The sequence below is a fragment of the Vibrio kyushuensis genome (assembly GCF_050337325.1).
GTDB lineage: Bacteria > Pseudomonadota > Gammaproteobacteria > Enterobacterales > Vibrionaceae > Vibrio > Vibrio kyushuensis.
Window position 1 is genome coordinate 579364 of record NZ_JAKJSV010000003.1, and the last position, 19772, is coordinate 599135.

A 19772-nucleotide genomic window follows, 5' to 3' on the forward strand; every position below is an offset into this window, starting at 1 on the left:
ACTCTTAATTATTTTTAAATTGGTTTTCAAACCGAGTGTGCGACGCCACTGGCATGGTATTTCGAATTTCGGCAACCTGCTGTAAGTTAATCTCTACGATACCGTTACTAGGTTTGCTATCGAGGTTAAGTACGACTTCACCCCAAGGGCTTATTACCATTGAATGACCCCAAGTCTCACGCCCACATGGGTGTCGGCCAACTTGATTGACCGCCACGACCCAAGACTGAGTTTCAATCGCTCTAGATTTTAATAAGGTTTCCCAATGTGCCTTCCCTGTTACCGCAGTAAACGCGGCTGGCACTAACAGTATCTGCGCCCCTTTTTTGACAAGCTCAGAATACAGGTGAGGAAAGCGCACATCATAACAGATTGAGAGGCCAAGTTTTCCAAAAGGCGTATCCGTTACCACAACATTAGAACCTGCTGAGAAGGTTTCTGACTCTCGGTAACGCTGATGGGTATCTTCCACATCAACATCAAACATATGTAGCTTGTCATAGTGGGCGATGATCTCCCCTTCACTATTGATCACTAAGCAAGTTGTACTGACATCTCCAGCTGCAGTTCGAATTGGCATACTCCCAACAACCAGCCATACCGAATACTGCTTAGCGATAGCGCTTAGCTGATACTGAATGGGTCCATCATCTAATGGTTCAGCATGTTTATGGTAGTCTTTACGATGGCCAAATATGAGTGCGTTTTCGGGTGTTACAATCCACGTTGCGCCTTGATAAGCAAGGCTAGCTACTTCCTGTTTAATGTACTCCAAATTCTGTAAAGGATCTGGCGTGGATGTCATTTGAATAATACCAACACGTTCCATGTGTTCTACTCCGCTTGTGCCTCTTCGATAAGCTTCTCAGGCAGCTTAAACTCACCTTTACTTCTAGATAATTCATTCACACTTGGTGAGTCTAGTGGTCCTTTAACTTCATAATTGACCTGAGTAAACACCTCTACGACGGGGGCAATCACCGTCGTAATAGCCAATACGTAGATGGCTGTTTGTGGTGTAACAGCAAAGGCTGTTAAAACAGGGATCCCAGAGGTAATGTCAGGAACAAAATTCACTTCTGCATCAACTGTTCTATCATTGAGATTCGCCATCCCTTTGATGTTCATCTCTCCAGCAACCGCGTCCATCTGAATATCATTGGTTACGAAGATGCCATCACGCACCTCGCCTGTCCCTTTAATAGAGTTAAACGCCATTCCCTTGTCAAATACGTCGGTAAAGTCGAGCTGCATCTTACGAATGATTGAATCTAAGCTAAATAGACCCAATAAACGAGCCGCACCACTGACATCTGAAACGATGCCTTTACCAAGCTTACTGTTAACTTTGCCTTCCAAGGTATTCACTTGCATTGACCAAGGTGCACCATCCCACTTCATCTGAGCGGAAAGATCAAAAGGGGCACGCTGAATACCAGAGCTAATACCAAATCGCTCCATCAGGTCACTGTTGTTTTCACCACTCAGTTCCATATTGTATTCGGTGAAGCTTTTATCTCCAGTCAACGTCCATGCGCCATTGATCGTGACGCTATTTGAGCCACTAGTAATAGAAATATCCTTCCACTCTAGCTTGTCGCCTTGCCTGACAAGGTCAACATTCACCTTACCGACCTTGTAACCTTGCAACCAAAAATCATCGATCGCTAACGTTAAGTTTGGCATCGACTGATGAAAAGCGCGATCAAAGCTTGAAATTAGCTCAGTCGGTTTCGAATCAACCGTTAATAGCGAAGCGTCTTCATCCATTTCATCTAACGCAGGAACATAAATGTGTAGCCGGTCTAGCGATACGGCAAGATCATAAGGTTCGATGTAACTCGCTTCCCCGCTGACCTCTTGGCTTTCAAGATCAAAGTACCAGCCGAGGGTCTTTCTACGCGCGGAAAAGTCTACATCGTGCCATTCAATGCCTGCTAGCGTCAGATCTGCCACATCAATATTGACACGCTGGGGCATTGGGATCGTCGGGGTGTTAAGCTCGTCGAGTACCGCTTTCTGCTCTGGTACTGGCCGGTTTGAAATCTCAAGCCATTTATCTAGATTGAACTTACTGGTTCGGATCTGAGCATGATGACCAACAACAGGGCTGATTTTAAAGCTGCCATTGCCAACCACTAAATTGGTTGCCGTGATCACGGGCGTCTCTGGTCTAATATCTATTTCAGCTTGGTATTTCGCTCTTGGCAATAATAGACGTGCACTGATTGACTCTTGGTTACCCGAAGCTTGTAATCGAGCCTCACCTTTAGTTTTCAGTGGTTTCTTCAGTGGATATGGGTAATCGCTTTGGATCATTTTCATATCAGCCGTAAGATCAACCTGATAAGTAAACCCAACATCATTAAGCTGAATATTGATGTCTGACTGCCAAGGCGCATGACCTGATAGGTCTTGCGTCCAACGATCACCGATATAAGGTGTTAATGGCTTGATATCCCAATCACCTAACAAGTCGATACCAACAGCGTAACCAGACCCTGAGTTTTCACCTGAGAAATCGAGCGATATTGGTTGCTTTAAAAGATCTGCGGATAAACCGGCGGCTTTGACCACATCATTATCAAATTCAATTCGACCCGACACTTTTTCAAGCGTCATAGGCGGCGCATCAATCTCTACGTGATTATCGACTAAATCAGCATAGCCCCAAGCTCTCGCTTCTTCGCCATCATGAAATGGTATATAGAGCTGGAATTCAGAGGCTACTTCACCGTCAATTTGAATAGCGGTCAGCGCAGCACCCACAGAATCAACCAAGGGTGAAGATGTCATATAATCTCGAACCGCATTACCTTGGCCAACAGCAGTTGCTTCAATTTCAATATGCCCGTTACCAGCAAGTTCAGGGATTCGGCCAGTAATGCGTTTACCTTCAACATCCATTAAGGTTGCGTCACGAGAATCTAGATGCATCGCATCGTTTTCAAACAACAAATCAAGCTGTAGATCGGTGATTGGTGGCCACGCCGTATCAAAGCTGAACTTGGCTTCTCTTAAGCCAACTAACGCTTGGAACATGCCGTTATTATCATGGTAAGGGAAGTTACCTAATTCGCCATACCACAGCAGTTTTGAAGTACTGACCTTACCTGCTTGGATGGCTGTAGATAAGTAATCAGTGAGGCTTTGGCCTAGCGCTAACGTCGGTAAGTATCGCCATGTTTGGCTAGCGTTATAGAGATCCGCTTCTGCATAAAAAGAGAGAAACGGACTTTTTCCCTCAGGGAAGTCTAATCGAAAGGCACCAAGCACTTGCAAATCAGGCGTTGCAGCGGTGACCTTATCTGCCCACAGAGACCAACCGTCTGAATTATTCTGCCAAACAATTTCGACCTGACCTTGTCTAATATTAAGTGGCGCTTGGAAAACGTCACCATACGGCAAAATGTCATCAATAAGGGAGACCGATGCTTTCGCTTGCTCTGTATTCCCCGATACTGAAATAGAGGCGTGATGAACTTCAGGAAGCAATCCCCACTGCGCCATTCCGGCATAGTTAAGATCAGCTGAGTATCGAAGAGATTCAATCTCACCCCCCATCGAGACTCGCACATCTTCAAGTTGGCCTGTAAAGTCAAACTCTTCAATAAGCTTTACTGTCTCGTCAAAATCAGGAACTAAGCGTACCAACGGACGTAGTGTCTCTAAATCAAGTTGAGACATATTTAAGCGCCACTGATCTGGCTGCCAGTCAAAGGCGATATCTAACTCAGGCCATTCACTCTCATCGGTTCTTAATCTAAGTGAGTGACCATTCACTACCCAACCTTGCTCACTTGGAAGTAGCTTCACAATACCCGATTCCAGCATCAGTACGTGTTGTTTACTATCACTCCAGACAAGCTCTGATGGATTAATATCAACATAGGCATCAATTGGACGGCTGCGTTCTAACGTTAACCAACTACTAAAGCTAACTAACCCTTTTTCGATGCCTGTTTGTTGTTGTAAATTACTGGTAATCCAAGGCGTAATTAATATGCTTTCAGCTTCAACGTAGAATTGACCGGAAACATCTCTCAATGAGCCAAAATCATGAAAGTTAGCGCTCACTTTCAATGAGTTCAACGATGTGTCTGCTATGCTGATGGTCCCTTCTGCTTTATGCAAATTACCTTGGTTTAACCAGCGCAGATTTTCGATATCAAGTTGACGAGTACCACCATCTACAGACTGATACGTAACCTGAGAATTGGTCATTGAAAAGTCATCAAGCTGACGTAGAAGAAGTCTGTCTAATTTAGATATTAACGAGCTATCGTGATCGGGTACATCCTCACTAGGCTCTTGGTCAGATTCAAAGACATCAACCGACCGCATATCTAACTTAAACCCATCAAGAGTTAGATCCGTGACAATAGGTTGAAGTTGAAGTAACGACTGAATTAAATCGAATTCAACTTCTAACGTCTGGGCTGAAAGGTGAATATCGGAATTATCAGGAAGATCGGCGGTCATGCCTTTAAGGGCAATAGAAGGGTGAGTATTGCGCCAAAACCCCTTCACACTGTCGATATTAAATTCAATTCCGGCACTGGTACTGACCCAGGTCTGAATCTCATCTTGGAAGTGATTTAATTTGGGCAACGCAATACGCAAGCTCGTCACCAAAATTGCCAATGAGACAAGTATGGTGAGGAGCAAGAAGAGCAAAAACCGTAAAAGGTGAACTAAAGCTGAATTCACAAAAAGCCCATTACATCATAACAACATCAAACTGCTCTTGAACATACAAAGGCTCTACTTGAATCCGAACCTCTTTACCAATAAAGACTTCTAGCTCCGCCATAGCATGAGACTCATCATCTTCTAATGATTCTGCGACGGCTGGTGAAGCGTAGACTACAAATTTATCGGCATCGTACGCTCTGTTTACACGAGTAATTTCACGCAAAATTTCAAAACAGACTGTCGCAACCGTTTTAACGCTACCGCGACCTTCACATGCTGGGCAGCTCGCACATAATATATGCTCAATGCTTTCGCGAGTACGTTTTCGCGTCATTTCAATCAGGCCAAGCTGAGTAAAACCGTTAATATTGGTTTTAACGCGGTCTTTACTCAACGCACCTTCAAGAGAGTTAACGACTCGCTTACGGTGATCATCAGATAACATATCGATGAAATCTATGATGATAATACCGCCAAGATTTCTTAATCTCAGTTGACGAGCAATCGCTTGAGTCGCTTCAATATTAGTATTGAATATCGTCTCTTCTAAATTTCTGCGCCCAACAAAAGCGCCGGTGTTGATATCAACGGTCGTCATCGCTTCTGTTTGATCGATAATAAGGTAGCCACCTGATTTCAATTCAACTTTTCGATCAAGCGATCGTTGAATCTCATTTTCAGTGTCGTACATATCAAAAATTGGCTTATCGCCTTCGTACAACTCGACTTTATCGGTTAACTCAGGGACATATTCACTGGTGAACTCAAGTAAGTTTTCATACTCAAGGCGAGAATCGACCATGATGTTATCAAGCTCAGTACCAACAAAATCTCGAATGATTCGCTGCGCCAAACCAAGCTCACCATAAAGAGTGCTGCGCGTTTTGTACTTTGCTCGACGCTCTGAAATCTTTGACCAAAGACGTTTTAAAAAGGCGGCATCTTGAGAAAGTTCTTTCTCATCAGCACCTTCAGCGGCAGTACGGATAATAAAGCCACCATGCTCATCACAGTATTCTGAAACGACTTTCTTTAATCGGTTACGTTCTTTTTCACTTTCAATACGCTGTGACACACCCACATGGCTTGCTCCCGGCATAAACACGAGATAACGCGATGGCAAAGTAATATCGGTCGTAAGGCGAGCACCTTTCGTGCCTAGTGGATCTTTAACCACTTGTACAACAATGTCTTGCCCTTGACGAACAAGCTCTGAGATGTCGCGAACTTGGAACTGTTTCTTCTCATTTTCAGCCACACACTCAGTGTGAGGAACAATATCTGAAGCATGTAGGAAGGCTGCTTTGTCTAAGCCAATATCAATGAACGCAGCTTGCATGCCGGGTAGAACTCGGCTTACTTTACCTTTATAGATATTACCAACAATGCCCCGTTTGGCTTCACGTTCTATGTGGATTTCTTGTAGGATTCCACCTTCAATCATTGCTACACGCGTTTCACTTGGCGTGATATTTAACAGTAACTCTGCACTCATGAGCGCACCTCAAAATTATAATTATAAAAATTCGCGCAGCAATTGGTCGGTTTCATAAAGCGGTAATCCAACTACGGCAAAGTAGCTACCTTCGATTCGAGTAACAAATCGACCGCCTAACCCTTGAATGCCATAGCTTCCCGCTTTATCGCATGGTTCACCGGTTTGCCAATATTGTTCTATTTCATTTTCAGACAACGGTTTAAACCATACATTCGTCGATACAACGACTGAGTGATGCTTTTGATTCGATATAACAGTCACAGCAGTTAAAACTTGGTGGCAGCCATTAGACAGCTGCTTTAACATTGCTTTTGATTCAGCAAGGTCGTTTGGCTTTTCTAGTACATTATCACCACATACAACGATGGTATCTGAGCCAAGTACCACTATATTATCTGAGCCAAGTTCAACTATATTATTTTGCTCGCTTAAGTGCTTCTCATAACTAAAAAGCCCTGCTTTGGCCTTATCAAATGAGAGCCGCTTAACATATTGCTCTGGTGTTTCCTTTGCTAAACGAAACTCTTCGACGTCGGTCACCAGAACCTGAAACTCATAACCAAGCTGCGCGAGTAACTCTTTGCGCCTTGGTGAGCCTGACGCTAAGACTAATGTTGTTGATTGCATTATTTTATTTGCCAATGTCGTCTCACTCGACGCATTAAAAGGAACATCCAAGGCCATAAAATACAGTTTATCAAACCACTCCAAAGTGAGAGTGGATTAAACGTAATGTCTTGAATTAAAAATTCACCAAAAAATATCAGTCCCTCAAGCCCTATAGATAATAGAGCAATAATGATCGCTTGCTGCCATAACGCCATGTTTCTTAATACTAGGAAATTAATAGCAACGATATAAACGATAATGGATAGCATCATTCCTCGGATGCCAAGTGTGGAGCCTAATAAGAGATCCCACAGCAAACCTAGCACTAATGCCGTACCCACGTTCACACGATGCGGCAACGCTAATACCCAATAACAGATCACTAGCAATAACCATGCAGGCCTAACAAGGTCAAGCATGCCCGGCCACGGAATAGTTTGTAAAATAAGAGCAATTAAAAATGAAGTGACAATCACCAATCGACTTGAGAGTGCTCTATTGGTCATTGTTATTCTCCTCTTCCATAACTTCAGGCTCGGCTTGCATCGCTTTTTCTACTCTCGACTCATTAGGCCAAATCAGCAGTAAATATCTCAAGCGATCAAACTCCACTACCAGCTCTGCACTGATAGCAGCAAATTCACGTTGAGTATCTCTATCGACACTGGAAACATGCGCGACTGGATAACCTTCAGGATAAACACCACCAAGGCCAGAAGTGACGAGTAAGTCACCTTCTAAGATATCGGTACTGGTCGGAATATGTTCAAGTTGAATTTGGTCAATATCTCCAGACCCAGACGCAATGACTCGAATATCGTTACGTATTACCTGAACTGGAATAGCACTGTTACTATCGGTTAACAGTAAAACACGGCTGTTATGCGCAGCAACAAACGTCACCTGACCAACAATGCCATGTTCATTGGTGACTGGCTGACCAACGTAAACACCATCGATACGGCCTTTATCAATCACCACTTGACGACGATAAGGCGTGGTATCTACCGCCATTACTTCTGTGACCACTTTGCGTTCATCTCGAACGAAAGAAGAGTCCAAAAGTTTGCGTAATCTATTATTTTCTTCTTTATATTGGTCGAGTAGCAGTAAGTCGCTTTTAAGTTTGAGAACTTCACGCTTGAGTACTCTGCTTGAATCAAGCAGCTTAGTGCGCGTATTGAAGTTATCGTAAAAACCATCAAACATAAGGCGTGGCATATCCGCCGCATACTGAATCGGAGCTACTAAACTATTTAAAAAATATCGGACGCTTGAAAATGCACCTAAACGACTATCAGCCAGCATAAGGCTGGCTGATAAAGTAACCGCTAAAAATAGGCGAAATTGAAGTGAAGGCCCTCTGCCAAAAATCGGCTTCATGATATAGAGATCCTAATTTTCGCTTTATTGACCTTAACCCTGTATATCAACGCAATTTTTTCGAAGATAGACACGCTAAGGTCGAATAATCTTATTACTCTTCGCTAAATAGATCGCCACCGTGCATGTCGATCATCTCTAGAGCTTTACCGCCACCAAGAGCAACACAAGTCAATGGGTTTTCAGCAACAACAACAGGGATCCCTGTTTCTTCAGTCAACAATCGGTCGATATCTTTAAGTAGTGCACCACCACCTGTTAATACCATACCGTTTTCTGAAATATCAGAAGCAAGCTCTGGTGGACACTGTTCTAGTGCAACCATTACTGCTGAAACGATACCCGTTAGAGGCTCTTGTAGTGCTTCTAAAATCTCGTTTGAGTTTAGGCTAAAGCTACGAGGCACACCTTCAGCAAGGTTGCGACCACGAACTTCGATCTCTTCCACTTCATCACCAGGATAAGCAGAACCGATCTCATGTTTGATTTTCTCAGCCGTTGCTTCACCAATTAAGCTGCCGTAATTGCGACGAACGTAGTTAATGATCGCTTCATCGAAACGGTCACCACCAATACGTACAGATGAAGAGTAAACAACACCATTTAGTGAGATAACAGCAACTTCTGTTGTACCACCACCGATATCAACAACCATTGAACCTGTTGGCTCAGAAACACGAAGACCTGCACCAATTGCAGCAGCCATCGGCTCATCAATTAAATACACTTCACGCGCACCAGCACCGAGTGCCGATTCACGAATTGCACGGCGCTCAACTTGAGTCGAACCACAAGGTACGCAAACCAAAACACGAGGGCTTGGTTTAAGCACACTGTTGTCGTGAACTTGCTTAATGAAGTGCTGTAACATTTTTTCAGTTACGTAGAAGTCAGCAATAACACCATCTTTCATTGGGCGAATCGCTGAAATATTACCAGGCGTACGACCTAGCATTTGCTTTGCGGCATGACCGACTGCTGCAACACTTTTTCCTGAGCGTGCGCGGTCTTGACGGATAGCAACAACAGAAGGCTCGTCTAGAACGATCCCTTGTCCTTTTACATATATAAGAGTGTTGGCTGTACCTAAATCGATGGATAGGTCGTTAGAAAACATGCCACGAAGTTTTTTAAACATATTCTTCGTTCGTCCTGCAAGAATTAGAAGATAAAAATTGCACTAAATGTACCAATGCCTTGCCACATCGGCAAGGCATTGAAGTATAAACATGGACCAAAATCCGCTATTTCTAACAGTTTCCTTACTTAACGCATGAAATCATGATAATTACTGACCTGTTAAACCCGTTTCACCTCGATAAATGACTCGATCGTTACCACGATGAATTCCAAATGTTACGACGGTTGATGGATCTTCTTCATCGTCACCCTCTCCATCCCAGTTGTAACGCAACCATGGCAATCCATTATCACTACCACCACAACTGTCACTTTCACTATTTGTTCCATCTGTATTATGAAGGGTTAGCCAAAATCTAATTTGCTCACGAGTTGAAGTAGATTGCGTAGCAAGTAGAGAGCGTGATTCACCTAATGAAACAGTACCATCTTCTGACAAACTCGCATTACCCGATAAGTCGGACCAAATGACTTGCTGACAATAATCATCACCATCAAACGAAGTATTACTATCATCCGTATTGGTTATAAATCGACTACCGTTCCAATATTCGACGGTTAATGGGACTGAAATGTTCGTATCTTGATTGCCACCAACGTCTTTTAAATTGATACGTCCAAAACGGATATCTGGCTGATCCGTTAAGATCTCACCATTAGTGGTATAAGCAATAGGATCAGTATTTATAACAGATAAAGTACCATCAAGAATGATATTCGAATCTTCTATATCTTCAGCTGCGTTGAACGGACCATCAGGATCAACGTTGTCTTGCTTATTCCAACAGATACTATCTGAGCAATCGTTCGCAGCTGTATTATTAAAAGTTCCAATAGAACGACTATTATTCACGGCCCAACTTCCATCGCCAAATGCAGGGGAGACAAAGCGTGAACCAAAAGAACTGTCTTCAAATAGGTTAAACTTAGCTTTCAGTCCAGTAGCAAATAGAGGGTAGTTTTGTACTGCACCGTTATTGCTGTTTAAGGCCTCTACATCAAAATCTAATCCATCAAACGGTTGCCCCATATAAACATGGGATAGAGAACCAGGGTAATTCCAACGAGTATCACTCACTTGAAAGAACGCCGGATAAAAACGACCCACACCTAAAACAAAATCATCCACATCTCGCCCAAGATAATTTGCACTCGTAGTTAGATCAATTGTACCTACTTCATCCCATGTATGCTCTAGCGTTAGCGTAGAACTAATATCAGAAAAAGAAGGGATTGTTGCAGGTGTAAGCTCTCCTTGAGTTACAGTACCACCAGTCGGGTAGTTCACTGTAAAGTCTAGATTCAGTGGTCCATTATCTACCGCGTAGTTCTCTGTAATAGTAAATGAACAATCGTCACTTGAACCTCCCATATAATCTTCATGAACAATTGGAATATACGTTGCGTTAAAAGCCTCCCCTGAAGGCATAAACCCGGGGGTTCCAGTTGTTGTAGAAGGGTTCTTATTGGAGGTTTCTAAAGTTTGCTCTACATTACAAATAGCAATTTTCCATGGAATTGACTCTACCGTTTGGCTACCACTAAATGTTTTACAGATGGGATTGCCATCTTCATCATCAATGCATTGCTCGCCAGAAAGTGAATAAGAAACTTTACCTGATTCTGGATAAATCAACTCAGACGATGCAACGACCTCGCCGCTATCTGAGCTAAACTCTAGGCTCAAACTTGTCGTTCCCGTGACGGGAGTTTCAATCCAAGAACCACTGCTATTGAGGAGAGATATCACAGCGCTATTAGCTGGCGAGCTTGGAGCATCATAACTTACAGTAGATAACTCCAGTGTTTTAACGCCTTCGTAATCGGAAGAACTGATTGGGCTTCCGTTAGAGCTACACTCCATAGGGCGAATTTCAAAAGATTGTGGCTTTCCGGCAATAACTTGAAGAGGATTACTTGTCAGCTCATATAGATAAGGAACGAACTCGTAGCTACCGCTGTCATCATAGGCAGTACTATCAATTGTTGTAGTAACTTTGGCCGATACATTGCTGACTTGCTCGTAAGTTAAATCAAACTCTGCAATACCAGAGGTAGCTGCTTTAGTTTCTATATTTGAGCCATTAACAGACAAGGTAATATCACCACTGTAAGAAGTGTGTACAGCGTCGTCCTTGTAAACCGTAGCGGTAAGTGGGATGTCATCACAGGTGAGAGCAATATCAAGACTTGGAGTAATTACAATGCTATAAGTGGATGAAGGAGGTGGACTTAAACAGACACCCTGACCAACGATTGTCGAATCACCTTTCATTGTTAGATAGTTAGTTGTGACTCCACCGAAGACTGTTATTGGATTTTCAAAACTCACAGCATTCGCTAGCATAAATCCAGTAAAATCACTCTTTACATTTTTAAAGGTTATTGCTGCTTGTGGGCCATACATTATCAAATCATTGGAATCATCGATGTCATTAAAGTCCACCTCAACTTCGGCAGACCAACTCTCTACAATATTTATAGTCACCCCGCTTTCCGCACCAAATATTAAGGACCCATCATTAAGCAAAAATGTTCTAAAAGTTACAACACTATTGGACTTAAATATCGTATTTACTTTTCCCCCAGCGTGATATCGTTCTATTTCTAGCCCGTAGTCTCCAGATATATTTTCAAATTCAATTACAAATGTTTTTGCGCCGTAATTATTTACGGTTAGATCGCCCATGGATTTCAATATAGAGAACCTGACTTCTGAAGCTGATTCCGTATAGCTGCAGTACTCACTATTCGAATCACATGTAGATTGATAATTACCGTCGGTAAGCTCAAAAGTAGTTTTGTCATTAAAATTAGGGGATATATTGAAAGGAGTTGACGCTTTTTCTCCACCAGCAGAACACGAGCCAACATCACAAGTTCCATCTGCCTCTGAGTTATCTAACATATTATCAAAGCCTGTCTGTAAACTACCTCCATTTAAATTCCGAACTATATAGTCTTCAGACCAACCACCGATATGATAGGGGTAATTTGCACCACTGCCTTTTTGATTAGTTATATTCAAAGTAGTATTACTGTTCCAACTCTGTGCCGGTTCAGGAAAGTAAGTACATAAGTCGATATCAATATCTAAGTTTTCAAATGCAAAATAGCCAAGTTCTTCTTCTAAATGGGTTCTATTAGGATAGTCTTCATCTATAACAAAACTTACCTCATTGTCATTGACGATCTGACAACGACGAGCCCAACCGCCATCGCCACCTCGACGCTCTTGTTTATTTGCAATGATTCCATCAACAAAATCGACCGAAGTTGTTGCAAATTTTCCCGTACAACCATCAACCATAGGCTCATTTCCCTGCTGACGTATTGAATTAAACCCTCGAGCAAATTGAACTTCGTAATTATTAACCTCTAGATGATTAACCGAGTTGGTGGCCAAAAAAGCGATTCTTTCTTCTATATAAGTGTGATCAGAGTCTCTCGATGCAGAAAGCTCAATTAAAAGCCTTGCTCTATTGTCATCATCATTTGTTTTAACTTTACCCGACGTCATCCATTTATTACCGTTATTTCTGGTTTGAATTTGATGTAGTACAATGGGAGAGTCAAATGAACCTTGTTTTCCAAACTGAGAAAAATAGACATTTTCAGCGTGACCATTATGTGATTTAGAATTGTTAGCATCCGTATCTAAATAGCCAGCTATCACTTCATGTCCATTAAAGTTTGCTACACCTGGTTCTATCACTAAGTAGCTAATTTCAGTCATAGGTTGTGAAACTAAGCTAGGATCAGATCCATTATTTGGTGCTACTACTTGCTCAATCGTAACCTCATTCTTAGTGACACTAGTGACGACGATTGTAGCTGGTGCATCACTATCAGGGTTAGATATAGAGATAGTAGGCATAACAAATGCCACAGGAATATTCGTATAATTTTTAGTCAACGGTATTGAGCAACTGCCTCCAGAGCAGGAAGCGACGCCAAACTCATATTGAGCATCTTCAACATATATGGGAATGTCCTCACACCCTGATTCGCGATAGATAAGCTGAGCATTATTTTCCATATCAGCATGATCGGTAGTCACAGAGCCATAAACAACTGTGTTCCCTTTTAACTTGACCTTTTCCCGAGCAAATATTGAGGCATACAGCGGCTTATCTGCATCAAGTTTTATTTCGACTTCATCTTCTGACCAGATGATCAAATTCGACGCTAAATTACCATCGACCTGAATATGAGTATTACTATCTTCAAATTCCAAATCTTCAACAATGAAACGAGTTCTCCCCGTTAAAATTAAAGTCGCTTCCTTTGATACTTCAAAATCTCCGATATAGTAGTCGCCCGACATTCGATATGTACCTTTTTCTAGCTTTATCTCTTCATACACACCAGCTGGGATTGTGATGTCATCATTGGCATCTTTGTATTTTAACTTAGGACCATTAGTCCACACGTTAATAATGGGAGGTTCAGATATAAGCAGTGATGGCTCAGCGATACACTCAGCTCCGTCACATAATGTCTTATTTTTATTACTGTCTTTAACTTTAGAAAACCCTACACGTCCGGAGAAGTTATAAGTACCAGTAATTGATGCTTCATTGCTATTACCTTTAACATGAAGCTCAGATTTAGCAGGATCCCAAGCTTGAATTGCAACATCAGCAACAGGACATACCTCAGGGAATTCGGGGTCAGGAATCTCACCACCATCTTGAATACAAACAGGTAAGCTAAATTTTTCTCTTTGGTCGTCTACCCATGCCTGTGACTCCTTCCCATCCATATCAAGATCAACATTAATCTTTGTATCTCTGAGCTCCCAAGTTCCCCCGTTTACTCTTAGATAGTAATAAAAGTTACCTTCTACATCTTTATCATCAAGTTCAAGGAATTGAAAAACAATACGAATATCATTGACATTAACATCACTGGCTGACGGTTCATAAAACAAAGCACTACTTCTAGCCTGAGACCAAAGTTCAATAGTATGATTTTTATCTGGCTTACCGACGTCATGCCCATGTGACAAATATAAAGTATCTATATCAACACTTGATGGCGTTGAAGTTATCCCATCATCACGGTGATAGGTTGCTTCAATAGTAAAATTTTGATCTAGCCGAATTTCATCAACGCAAATATTGGCAAATACAGCTGAGCTTAGAAAGAGTAAACAAATTGCTAATATCATTTTACGCATCAAACCTACTCCTTCACCCAAACTTCTTGCGTTCGCTGCACATAGTTAATGCCAGTTCCACAAATTGTTGAGCTTCTAACTTTATAAAACTCTTCACCATCTAACGCTCCGATTGAGCTACACGTGCTGGTAATTTCAGAGCAATTAGCATGATTTGAAGCCAGTGCAGACAATGCACTTTGGACTGTAGTTAAATCAGAGCAAACCATAGAAACAGCTGCTGACGCATTCAATGGATACATATAAGTTAAAACCAGTTCATTAGCGGAGTGTGACAATAACCAAGCTTGTGTGCCCAACGCATCACGTGTGAGTGCGTCGCTGTTTGACCATTCCATTCGTGTTAATGCGGTCCCTAAAAAACCCATCACGACCAATACAAATATGGCAATAATATATACGCTTCCCGACTGTTTACGTCGTCCATTAAGTAATCCACTTCTACGGGACATTAAGCACCTGTATATCTTGTTGGAAACTCGTTTCTTCATCATCATTTGTAAAGGTAACGTCTATATGTACAACACCACCACGCTGTAGGGTTGGCGCGTCGTAACTGATACCTCCTCCGGTTACGCTATCGGCAACTTGAGTCGTATTTCTAACAATCGCCTCACTTGAAAAGTTTAAACAATAAGTAACGAGGTCTTTATAAATATAGTGTCGATTTGCAATAGATTCACTAGCAAGAGGCTGGTCTAAAGTAATTGTGGTACTGGCTCCCGATAACGTTATAGCGATGTTACTGTCTGTAAAGTCACTCTGTTGACTTGGATTGATAATCATAAACAGATCATCATAAGTTGCCGGAGGGTTATCATTACCTACTAAAAAAGAGAGGCTTAGGTTGTCGGCCGATGATACCGAGTAAAAACCTGAATAAAGAATAGGGTAAAAGGAGACGCAGGTATCTGTTGTTCCCGAAACTTCAATACTATTAGGCACCGAGTGGCGTATTTCTCGTGATATTTTCTCTAGAACAAACCTTGCTTGGGTCTGTAGCCGCTGCCTATCTACGGTATCACTGTAGCCTTTCATGCCAAGCTCTAGAAACCCTGTAATACCCAGAACCAAGATCCCACCAATAATGATGGTCATAATCATTTCAATTAAAGTGAATCCACTACGTTTCATTAGTAATTACCTCGATAGCCAATGAAACTGTAATCGCCCCACCTGCCCGCTTGTATCGATAGCGTTATTTTTTTCATGGTGGTGATTGTTGTGACTTCATCATAAGAGTCAGGGTCGACATAACTCACTGCTACAATAACGACAAAGTTTTTATATTGGTCTGAAGAGTCATTACCAAGGATATCAGTTAGGTCATATTCTGGTGTTACGCCCGAACAGCCAGAGCTATGTGTACCTTTCCAGCAGCCTAAATAATCATCTACATCGTTAAAACTCTCAGGGTCACTTTCTCCGTAGGCTGTATCCGCACCCAAATCGTCGTTGCTAGTACAACTGTTAGTTGGATTATCAGCATGAGGAACTAAAGCAGGCTCTCCACAACGTACATTCCCCCCATCAAAATCACTCCAATGATCAAATCCACGCGCTAAAATCTGGCTCAACATACTTTGCCCTAAAGTAACAGCACGTGTTTGATATTGAGAAGATGCTGAACGTTCGATTTGCGGATAGAGAAAACTAGTTAATGTCACCATGGCAAAGCCCATGATGATAATCGCAATGATGCTCTCGATGAGGGTAAAACCTTCAACTCGCTTCATAAGCAGGTACCGCCATACACATACCCTTGAGAGTTAATGCAAACGTTAGTCTCACTTTGCCCAGCGGTAATTGTTATATCGACACCACCACTCACGGCTTCTAATGGGTTACCTAGTAGATCAAAAGTAATGTTAGATATGGATGGTACGGTGCTAAAAGAGACTTGATCAGCGATAACAACATCACTGCGAGAGCTTGAGTCGCTCGCACTACAACCACTCGAACTACCAACACAACTTGAGGTAGCAGTAATTCGGCTTCGCAAACAAAGCTCTCTTAAATCGGAATTCGCAGGGGTAAGGTCATCACAGTAATCATAGAGGTCAGTAATATTAGTTTGAATTCGATTTACTTGAACTTGGCGAATAACAGAAATGATTTGTTCTTGTGCGGTAAACGCAGAAAAACTAGATACACCTAAATATCGACTAGATGCATACACAGAGACGATTGCAATCAATAAGATAACAACGATAAGCTCTACGAGTGTGAAGCCTTGTTGTTTGGAACTGCCTTCATCCATGCATCACCTAAGCTATGACGATAAATATATAAAATAAGTGTTTAATATTATAGCAAAAAGAAGAAAAGGGGTTGTATTCAGTTTAAGAGTTTATGACGGGGTTAAAAAGGCCAGCAATGCTGGCCTTTTTAAGTATTACGGTGTAGTACAATCATCAGTACCAACAGTAACTATCGACGCAGTATTAGCATTCTCAGCTTCAGTATATTTAACACAGCTAGTAGTAAAGTCAGGGAGGCCAAAAGTCGCTTCTGCAGGCGTTGCGCCAGATACGACCTGAATAAATTCAAAATCTTCATCTGTACCTAGTCCAGTTACGATAGCCGCAATATCGGCTTCTGTCGCTTGAGGATATCCAAATGCTGTATTTATTGTATCACCACTCAAAGTTACACTCGAACTAGATACAGCCTCTGTTCCGTCAATTGCAGACTTACCATATACAATGCCGGCAGCACCTTGCATAGCTCCGGCTAAACCTTCTAATGTTGCACTTCGCGCATCATCTTGAATATTTAGAAATCTCGGTGCTGCAGTAACTGCAAGAATACCTAGGATTACAATCACCACCACTAGTTCAATTAGGGTGAAACCGCCTTGTTTTTTCATAGCCAAATTCTCTCTACGTCTTAGTCAAAAAATGCAGCATTACTGCAAGGTTACGGTCACACGACCTGTTTCAATTTCATACACAAACTCATGATCTGTTCCACCTTCTTGTTGTACATAAGTACAAGTGGAATCGTCATCATTCGCTAGCGCTGAATACTTTACATTGGAATCTGTTTCAGCGTTTTCCACCGTATCGACTTTAGGTGGGTTCTGTAACAAATTATCCATTAAATCAATACAATGTGCATCAGTTAATGTTGATGGAAATGCGCCACCGCCCGTATTTAGAGCAAATGGGTAGCCATCACGAAAACCTGTATCTTCGCCAGCGTTGGTGCTTGAGCGAGTGAGCCAAAAATCAACGCCGTCATAGTTCACAGTGTTGTATTTTTCATTACTGATGGTTTCTGATGGCCTTGCTTCTGCTTCCCATTGGGCGCGAGCAGAAAGTACGCCTGTCGCATAACCACCAGCAACGCCTTCAATACTGGCTTTTTTTGCTTCGTCAGTTACATCTAGAAAGCGTGGCAGTGCAGCAACTGCGAGTAGCCCCACCACAACGATGACGACAACAAGCTCTACTAAAGAGAAACCAGTTTGTTTATTGTTCATTTTTTTACTCACTTTATTCGTATGGCGTATTATACGGTAAAATTAATCACTTGCTATCAATAACGCGTCAAAAATTACGCTTCTGTTAGAAAATCGACACTGACCGAAAATTTATCATTAACTAATTGAATAACAATGACTTGATCGCTAGCGTAGATATACCTACATTGATATTTCATACTATCAGCATCATTTTCAGTCAGTACACTCGATGAATGTAAATCTCGATTATCAGGGTACAAAACCTGCAGCCAAAATGAACAATCTACTTGTTGATTTTGATCAATGGGCGTGACCCAACCAGCCTGACTCATTGTTAATGTTGTACCATCTATTAACAGTTTAGAAGGTTGTTTGTTTAACAACCACTCCTGCTTATAATAACTGGCCCGTTCAACTATTCTTTTACTGGCCACAAGCAGAGCCGTATCACTCGCTTCCTCGTCGACCTTCTGCCAGGCCAACATAAACCCCATGACCAAGATGACAATAATCAAAAACCAGATAACAAACTGAGAGCGTCCATTTTCCACAGCTCAATTACCCTTTCATTGCATCGAGCATGCCCCACATTGGCAGGAAGATACCCAATGCGAGAACTAAAACCATACCCGCAACAATCACCAATAGTATCGGTTCTATCCTTGCGGTTAACGTTTTAAGATCGTACTCAACTTCACGATCATAAAAGTCTGCAACCTCTAATAGCAACTCATCAATTCGCCCCGTTTCTTCACCCACAGAGATCATTTGAATAACCAAAGGGGTAAATATATTGGCATTAATAGCGGTAGACGAAATCGTCGTACCCGCTTCAATCGCTGATTTCATCTCAAGTAACTTTCTCTCTAGAAATTTGTTATCCAGAGCTTCCGCTGATAACGCTAACGATTGATTCAGCGGTACCCCCGCTTTGAGCATCAAGGCAAAAGTTCGAGAAAAACGAGATAACTGTGCTCGATTTACAATATCACCCACAATAGGCATCCGTAATCGAATCAGATCCCATCGCTCACGTCCCGCTACGGTATTTACCCACGCTCTGAACGCAAATAACAGCCCAACCATGACACCGATCATTAAAGCCCAGTAATTGACAAAGAAATCCGACATCCCAATTAAAATACGAGTAGGTAATGGAAGATCAACACCAAAACGACCAAACATCGTAGCAAACTGAGGGATCACTTTGATATTGAGAATAAACAACGCGACAAGAATAAAGCTAATAACGAACGTTGGATAACGCATCGCGGTTTTAATTCGTTTACGTGTTTCAACTTCTTGTTCGTAGTACCCGGCAAGCTGCAGTAGAGCTTGATCAAGTCGACCTGTATTTTCACCAACACTGATCATCGAAACAAACAAAGGGCTAAACACTTTAGGGTGCAACTGCATTGATGCCGATAAGCTACGACCATTAGTCAGCTCTGCGGCCACTTCTTCCAACGCTTCTTTAAGTTGCTTATTCGCACAGTTTTGCGTTAACCCTTTCATCGAGCGTAATAGAGGCACACCCGCTTTGGTTAAGCTATAGAGCTGACGACAAAAAATAACTAAGACTTCGAGTGGAACGGCAGGAACGAACAGGGTTTTCAGATCGAAATCGAATGAAAAGCTCTTACCACCAACGGATATTGAGGTCGGGATAACCCCTTTGTTCATTAACGATTCCGCCGCTAACTCTTCAGTTGCCGCTTCAACTTGCCCCGTGGCTTTGCTGCCATCGGAGTTACGTCCGTGATACTGATACGTTGGCATATCTTTCCCAAATTAACATT

At 42.1% G+C, this 19772-nt stretch carries 16 protein-coding genes; all 16 read right to left on the reverse strand.

All coding sequences use genetic code 11. The features are described 5' to 3' along the window. Positions 1–4 precede the first annotated feature (4 nt). The 16 genes from L4D20_RS09025 to L4D20_RS09100 all read right to left on the reverse strand — a co-directional run bounded on the left by L4D20_RS09025 (position 5) and on the right by L4D20_RS09100 (position 19752). Entirely contained in the window at positions 5–829 is an 825-nt protein-coding gene (locus L4D20_RS09025; protein WP_428801234.1) for a carbon-nitrogen hydrolase family protein, read from the reverse strand. A gap of 5 nt (positions 830–834) precedes the next feature. Then, positions 835–4710 carry a YhdP family protein gene (locus L4D20_RS09030; RefSeq protein WP_428801235.1) on the reverse strand — a complete coding sequence of 1292 codons (3876 nt, stop codon included), beginning with the start codon at positions 4708–4710 and terminating at the stop codon, positions 835–837. Positions 4711–4720: 10 nt separating this feature from the next. Then, positions 4721–6190: a ribonuclease G gene (gene rng / locus L4D20_RS09035; RefSeq protein WP_428801236.1), complete on the reverse strand. Its 1470-nt coding sequence runs from the start codon at positions 6188–6190 to the stop codon at positions 4721–4723. Between the two features lie 21 nt (positions 6191–6211). Next, entirely contained in the window at positions 6212–6820 is a 609-nt protein-coding gene (locus tag L4D20_RS09040) for a Maf family protein (RefSeq protein ID WP_428801237.1), read from the reverse strand. Further along, entirely contained in the window at positions 6820–7308 is a 489-nt protein-coding gene (gene mreD / locus L4D20_RS09045; protein WP_428801238.1) for a rod shape-determining protein MreD, read from the reverse strand. Before mreD ends, L4D20_RS09040 begins: the two co-directional genes overlap by 1 nt. After that, on the reverse strand, positions 7298–8185 hold the full coding sequence (mreC, locus tag L4D20_RS09050) for a rod shape-determining protein MreC (RefSeq protein ID WP_428801239.1): 888 nt from the start codon (positions 8183–8185) through the stop codon (positions 7298–7300). Before mreC ends, mreD begins: the two co-directional genes overlap by 11 nt. A 94-nt stretch (positions 8186–8279) precedes the next feature. Continuing rightward, complete coding sequence (locus L4D20_RS09055) at positions 8280–9323, reverse strand: rod shape-determining protein (protein ID WP_428801240.1); 1044 nt, start codon at positions 9321–9323, stop codon at positions 8280–8282. A 150-nt stretch (positions 9324–9473) separates the two neighbouring features. Further along, positions 9474–14507 carry a DUF6701 domain-containing protein gene (locus L4D20_RS09060; RefSeq protein WP_428801241.1) on the reverse strand — a complete coding sequence of 1678 codons (5034 nt, stop codon included), beginning with the start codon at positions 14505–14507 and terminating at the stop codon, positions 9474–9476. Between the two features lie 5 nt (positions 14508–14512). Then, positions 14513–14959, reverse strand: a complete 447-nt coding sequence (locus L4D20_RS09065; RefSeq protein WP_428801242.1) for an MSHA biogenesis protein MshP — start codon at positions 14957–14959, stop codon at positions 14513–14515. Beyond that, a complete protein-coding gene (locus L4D20_RS09070) occupies positions 14949–15641 on the reverse strand; it encodes a PilW family protein (protein WP_428801243.1) in 693 nt (230 codons plus the stop codon). The genes L4D20_RS09065 and L4D20_RS09070 overlap by 11 nt, the downstream gene beginning before the upstream one ends. Beyond that, positions 15641–16243 (reverse strand): prepilin-type N-terminal cleavage/methylation domain-containing protein, encoded by a 603-nt coding sequence (locus L4D20_RS09075; RefSeq protein WP_428801244.1) that lies wholly within the window; start codon positions 16241–16243, stop codon positions 15641–15643. Before L4D20_RS09075 ends, L4D20_RS09070 begins: the two co-directional genes overlap by 1 nt. Further along, positions 16240–16767, reverse strand: coding sequence for a pilus assembly FimT family protein (locus tag L4D20_RS09080; RefSeq protein WP_428801245.1), 528 nt, complete (start codon positions 16765–16767; stop codon positions 16240–16242). The genes L4D20_RS09075 and L4D20_RS09080 overlap by 4 nt, the downstream gene beginning before the upstream one ends. A gap of 135 nt (positions 16768–16902) precedes the next feature. Next, a complete protein-coding gene (locus L4D20_RS09085) occupies positions 16903–17376 on the reverse strand; it encodes a type II secretion system protein (protein WP_428801246.1) in 474 nt (157 codons plus the stop codon). A 39-nt stretch (positions 17377–17415) separates the two neighbouring features. Further along, a complete protein-coding gene (locus L4D20_RS09090) occupies positions 17416–17991 on the reverse strand; it encodes a prepilin-type N-terminal cleavage/methylation domain-containing protein (protein ID WP_428801247.1) in 576 nt (191 codons plus the stop codon). Between the two features lie 74 nt (positions 17992–18065). Further along, positions 18066–18524, reverse strand: a complete 459-nt coding sequence (locus L4D20_RS09095) for an MSHA biogenesis protein MshF (protein ID WP_428801248.1) — start codon at positions 18522–18524, stop codon at positions 18066–18068. Between the two features lie 7 nt (positions 18525–18531). Further along, positions 18532–19752 (reverse strand): type II secretion system F family protein, encoded by a 1221-nt coding sequence (locus L4D20_RS09100; RefSeq protein WP_428801249.1) that lies wholly within the window; start codon positions 19750–19752, stop codon positions 18532–18534. Positions 19753–19772 lie beyond the last annotated feature (20 nt).

Bases quoted from the DNA above. Each gene is read 5' to 3' on its own strand.
- L4D20_RS09025 (WP_428801234.1), bottom strand. From the start codon at position 829: ATGGAACGTGTTGGTATTATTCAAATGACATCCACGCCAGATCCTTTA.
- L4D20_RS09100 (WP_428801249.1), bottom strand. From the start codon at position 19,752: ATGCCAACGTATCAGTATCACGGACGTAACTCCGATGGCAGCAAAGCC.
- L4D20_RS09070 (WP_428801243.1), bottom strand. From the start codon at position 15,641: ATGAAACGTAGTGGATTCACTTTAATTGAAATGATTATGACCATCATT.
- mreD (WP_428801238.1), bottom strand. From the start codon at position 7,308: ATGACCAATAGAGCACTCTCAAGTCGATTGGTGATTGTCACTTCATTT.
- L4D20_RS09065 (WP_428801242.1), bottom strand. From the start codon at position 14,959: ATGTCCCGTAGAAGTGGATTACTTAATGGACGACGTAAACAGTCGGGA.
- L4D20_RS09060 (WP_428801241.1), bottom strand. From the start codon at position 14,507: ATGCGTAAAATGATATTAGCAATTTGTTTACTCTTTCTAAGCTCAGCT.
- rng (WP_428801236.1), bottom strand. From the start codon at position 6,190: ATGAGTGCAGAGTTACTGTTAAATATCACGCCAAGTGAAACGCGTGTA.
- L4D20_RS09090 (WP_428801247.1), bottom strand. From the start codon at position 17,991: ATGAACAATAAACAAACTGGTTTCTCTTTAGTAGAGCTTGTTGTCGTC.
- L4D20_RS09075 (WP_428801244.1), bottom strand. From the start codon at position 16,243: ATGAAGCGAGTTGAAGGTTTTACCCTCATCGAGAGCATCATTGCGATT.
- L4D20_RS09080 (WP_428801245.1), bottom strand. From the start codon at position 16,767: ATGGATGAAGGCAGTTCCAAACAACAAGGCTTCACACTCGTAGAGCTT.
- L4D20_RS09055 (WP_428801240.1), bottom strand. From the start codon at position 9,323: ATGTTTAAAAAACTTCGTGGCATGTTTTCTAACGACCTATCCATCGAT.
- L4D20_RS09040 (WP_428801237.1), bottom strand. From the start codon at position 6,820: ATGCAATCAACAACATTAGTCTTAGCGTCAGGCTCACCAAGGCGCAAA.
- L4D20_RS09085 (WP_428801246.1), bottom strand. From the start codon at position 17,376: ATGAAAAAACAAGGCGGTTTCACCCTAATTGAACTAGTGGTGGTGATT.
- mreC (WP_428801239.1), bottom strand. From the start codon at position 8,185: ATGAAGCCGATTTTTGGCAGAGGGCCTTCACTTCAATTTCGCCTATTT.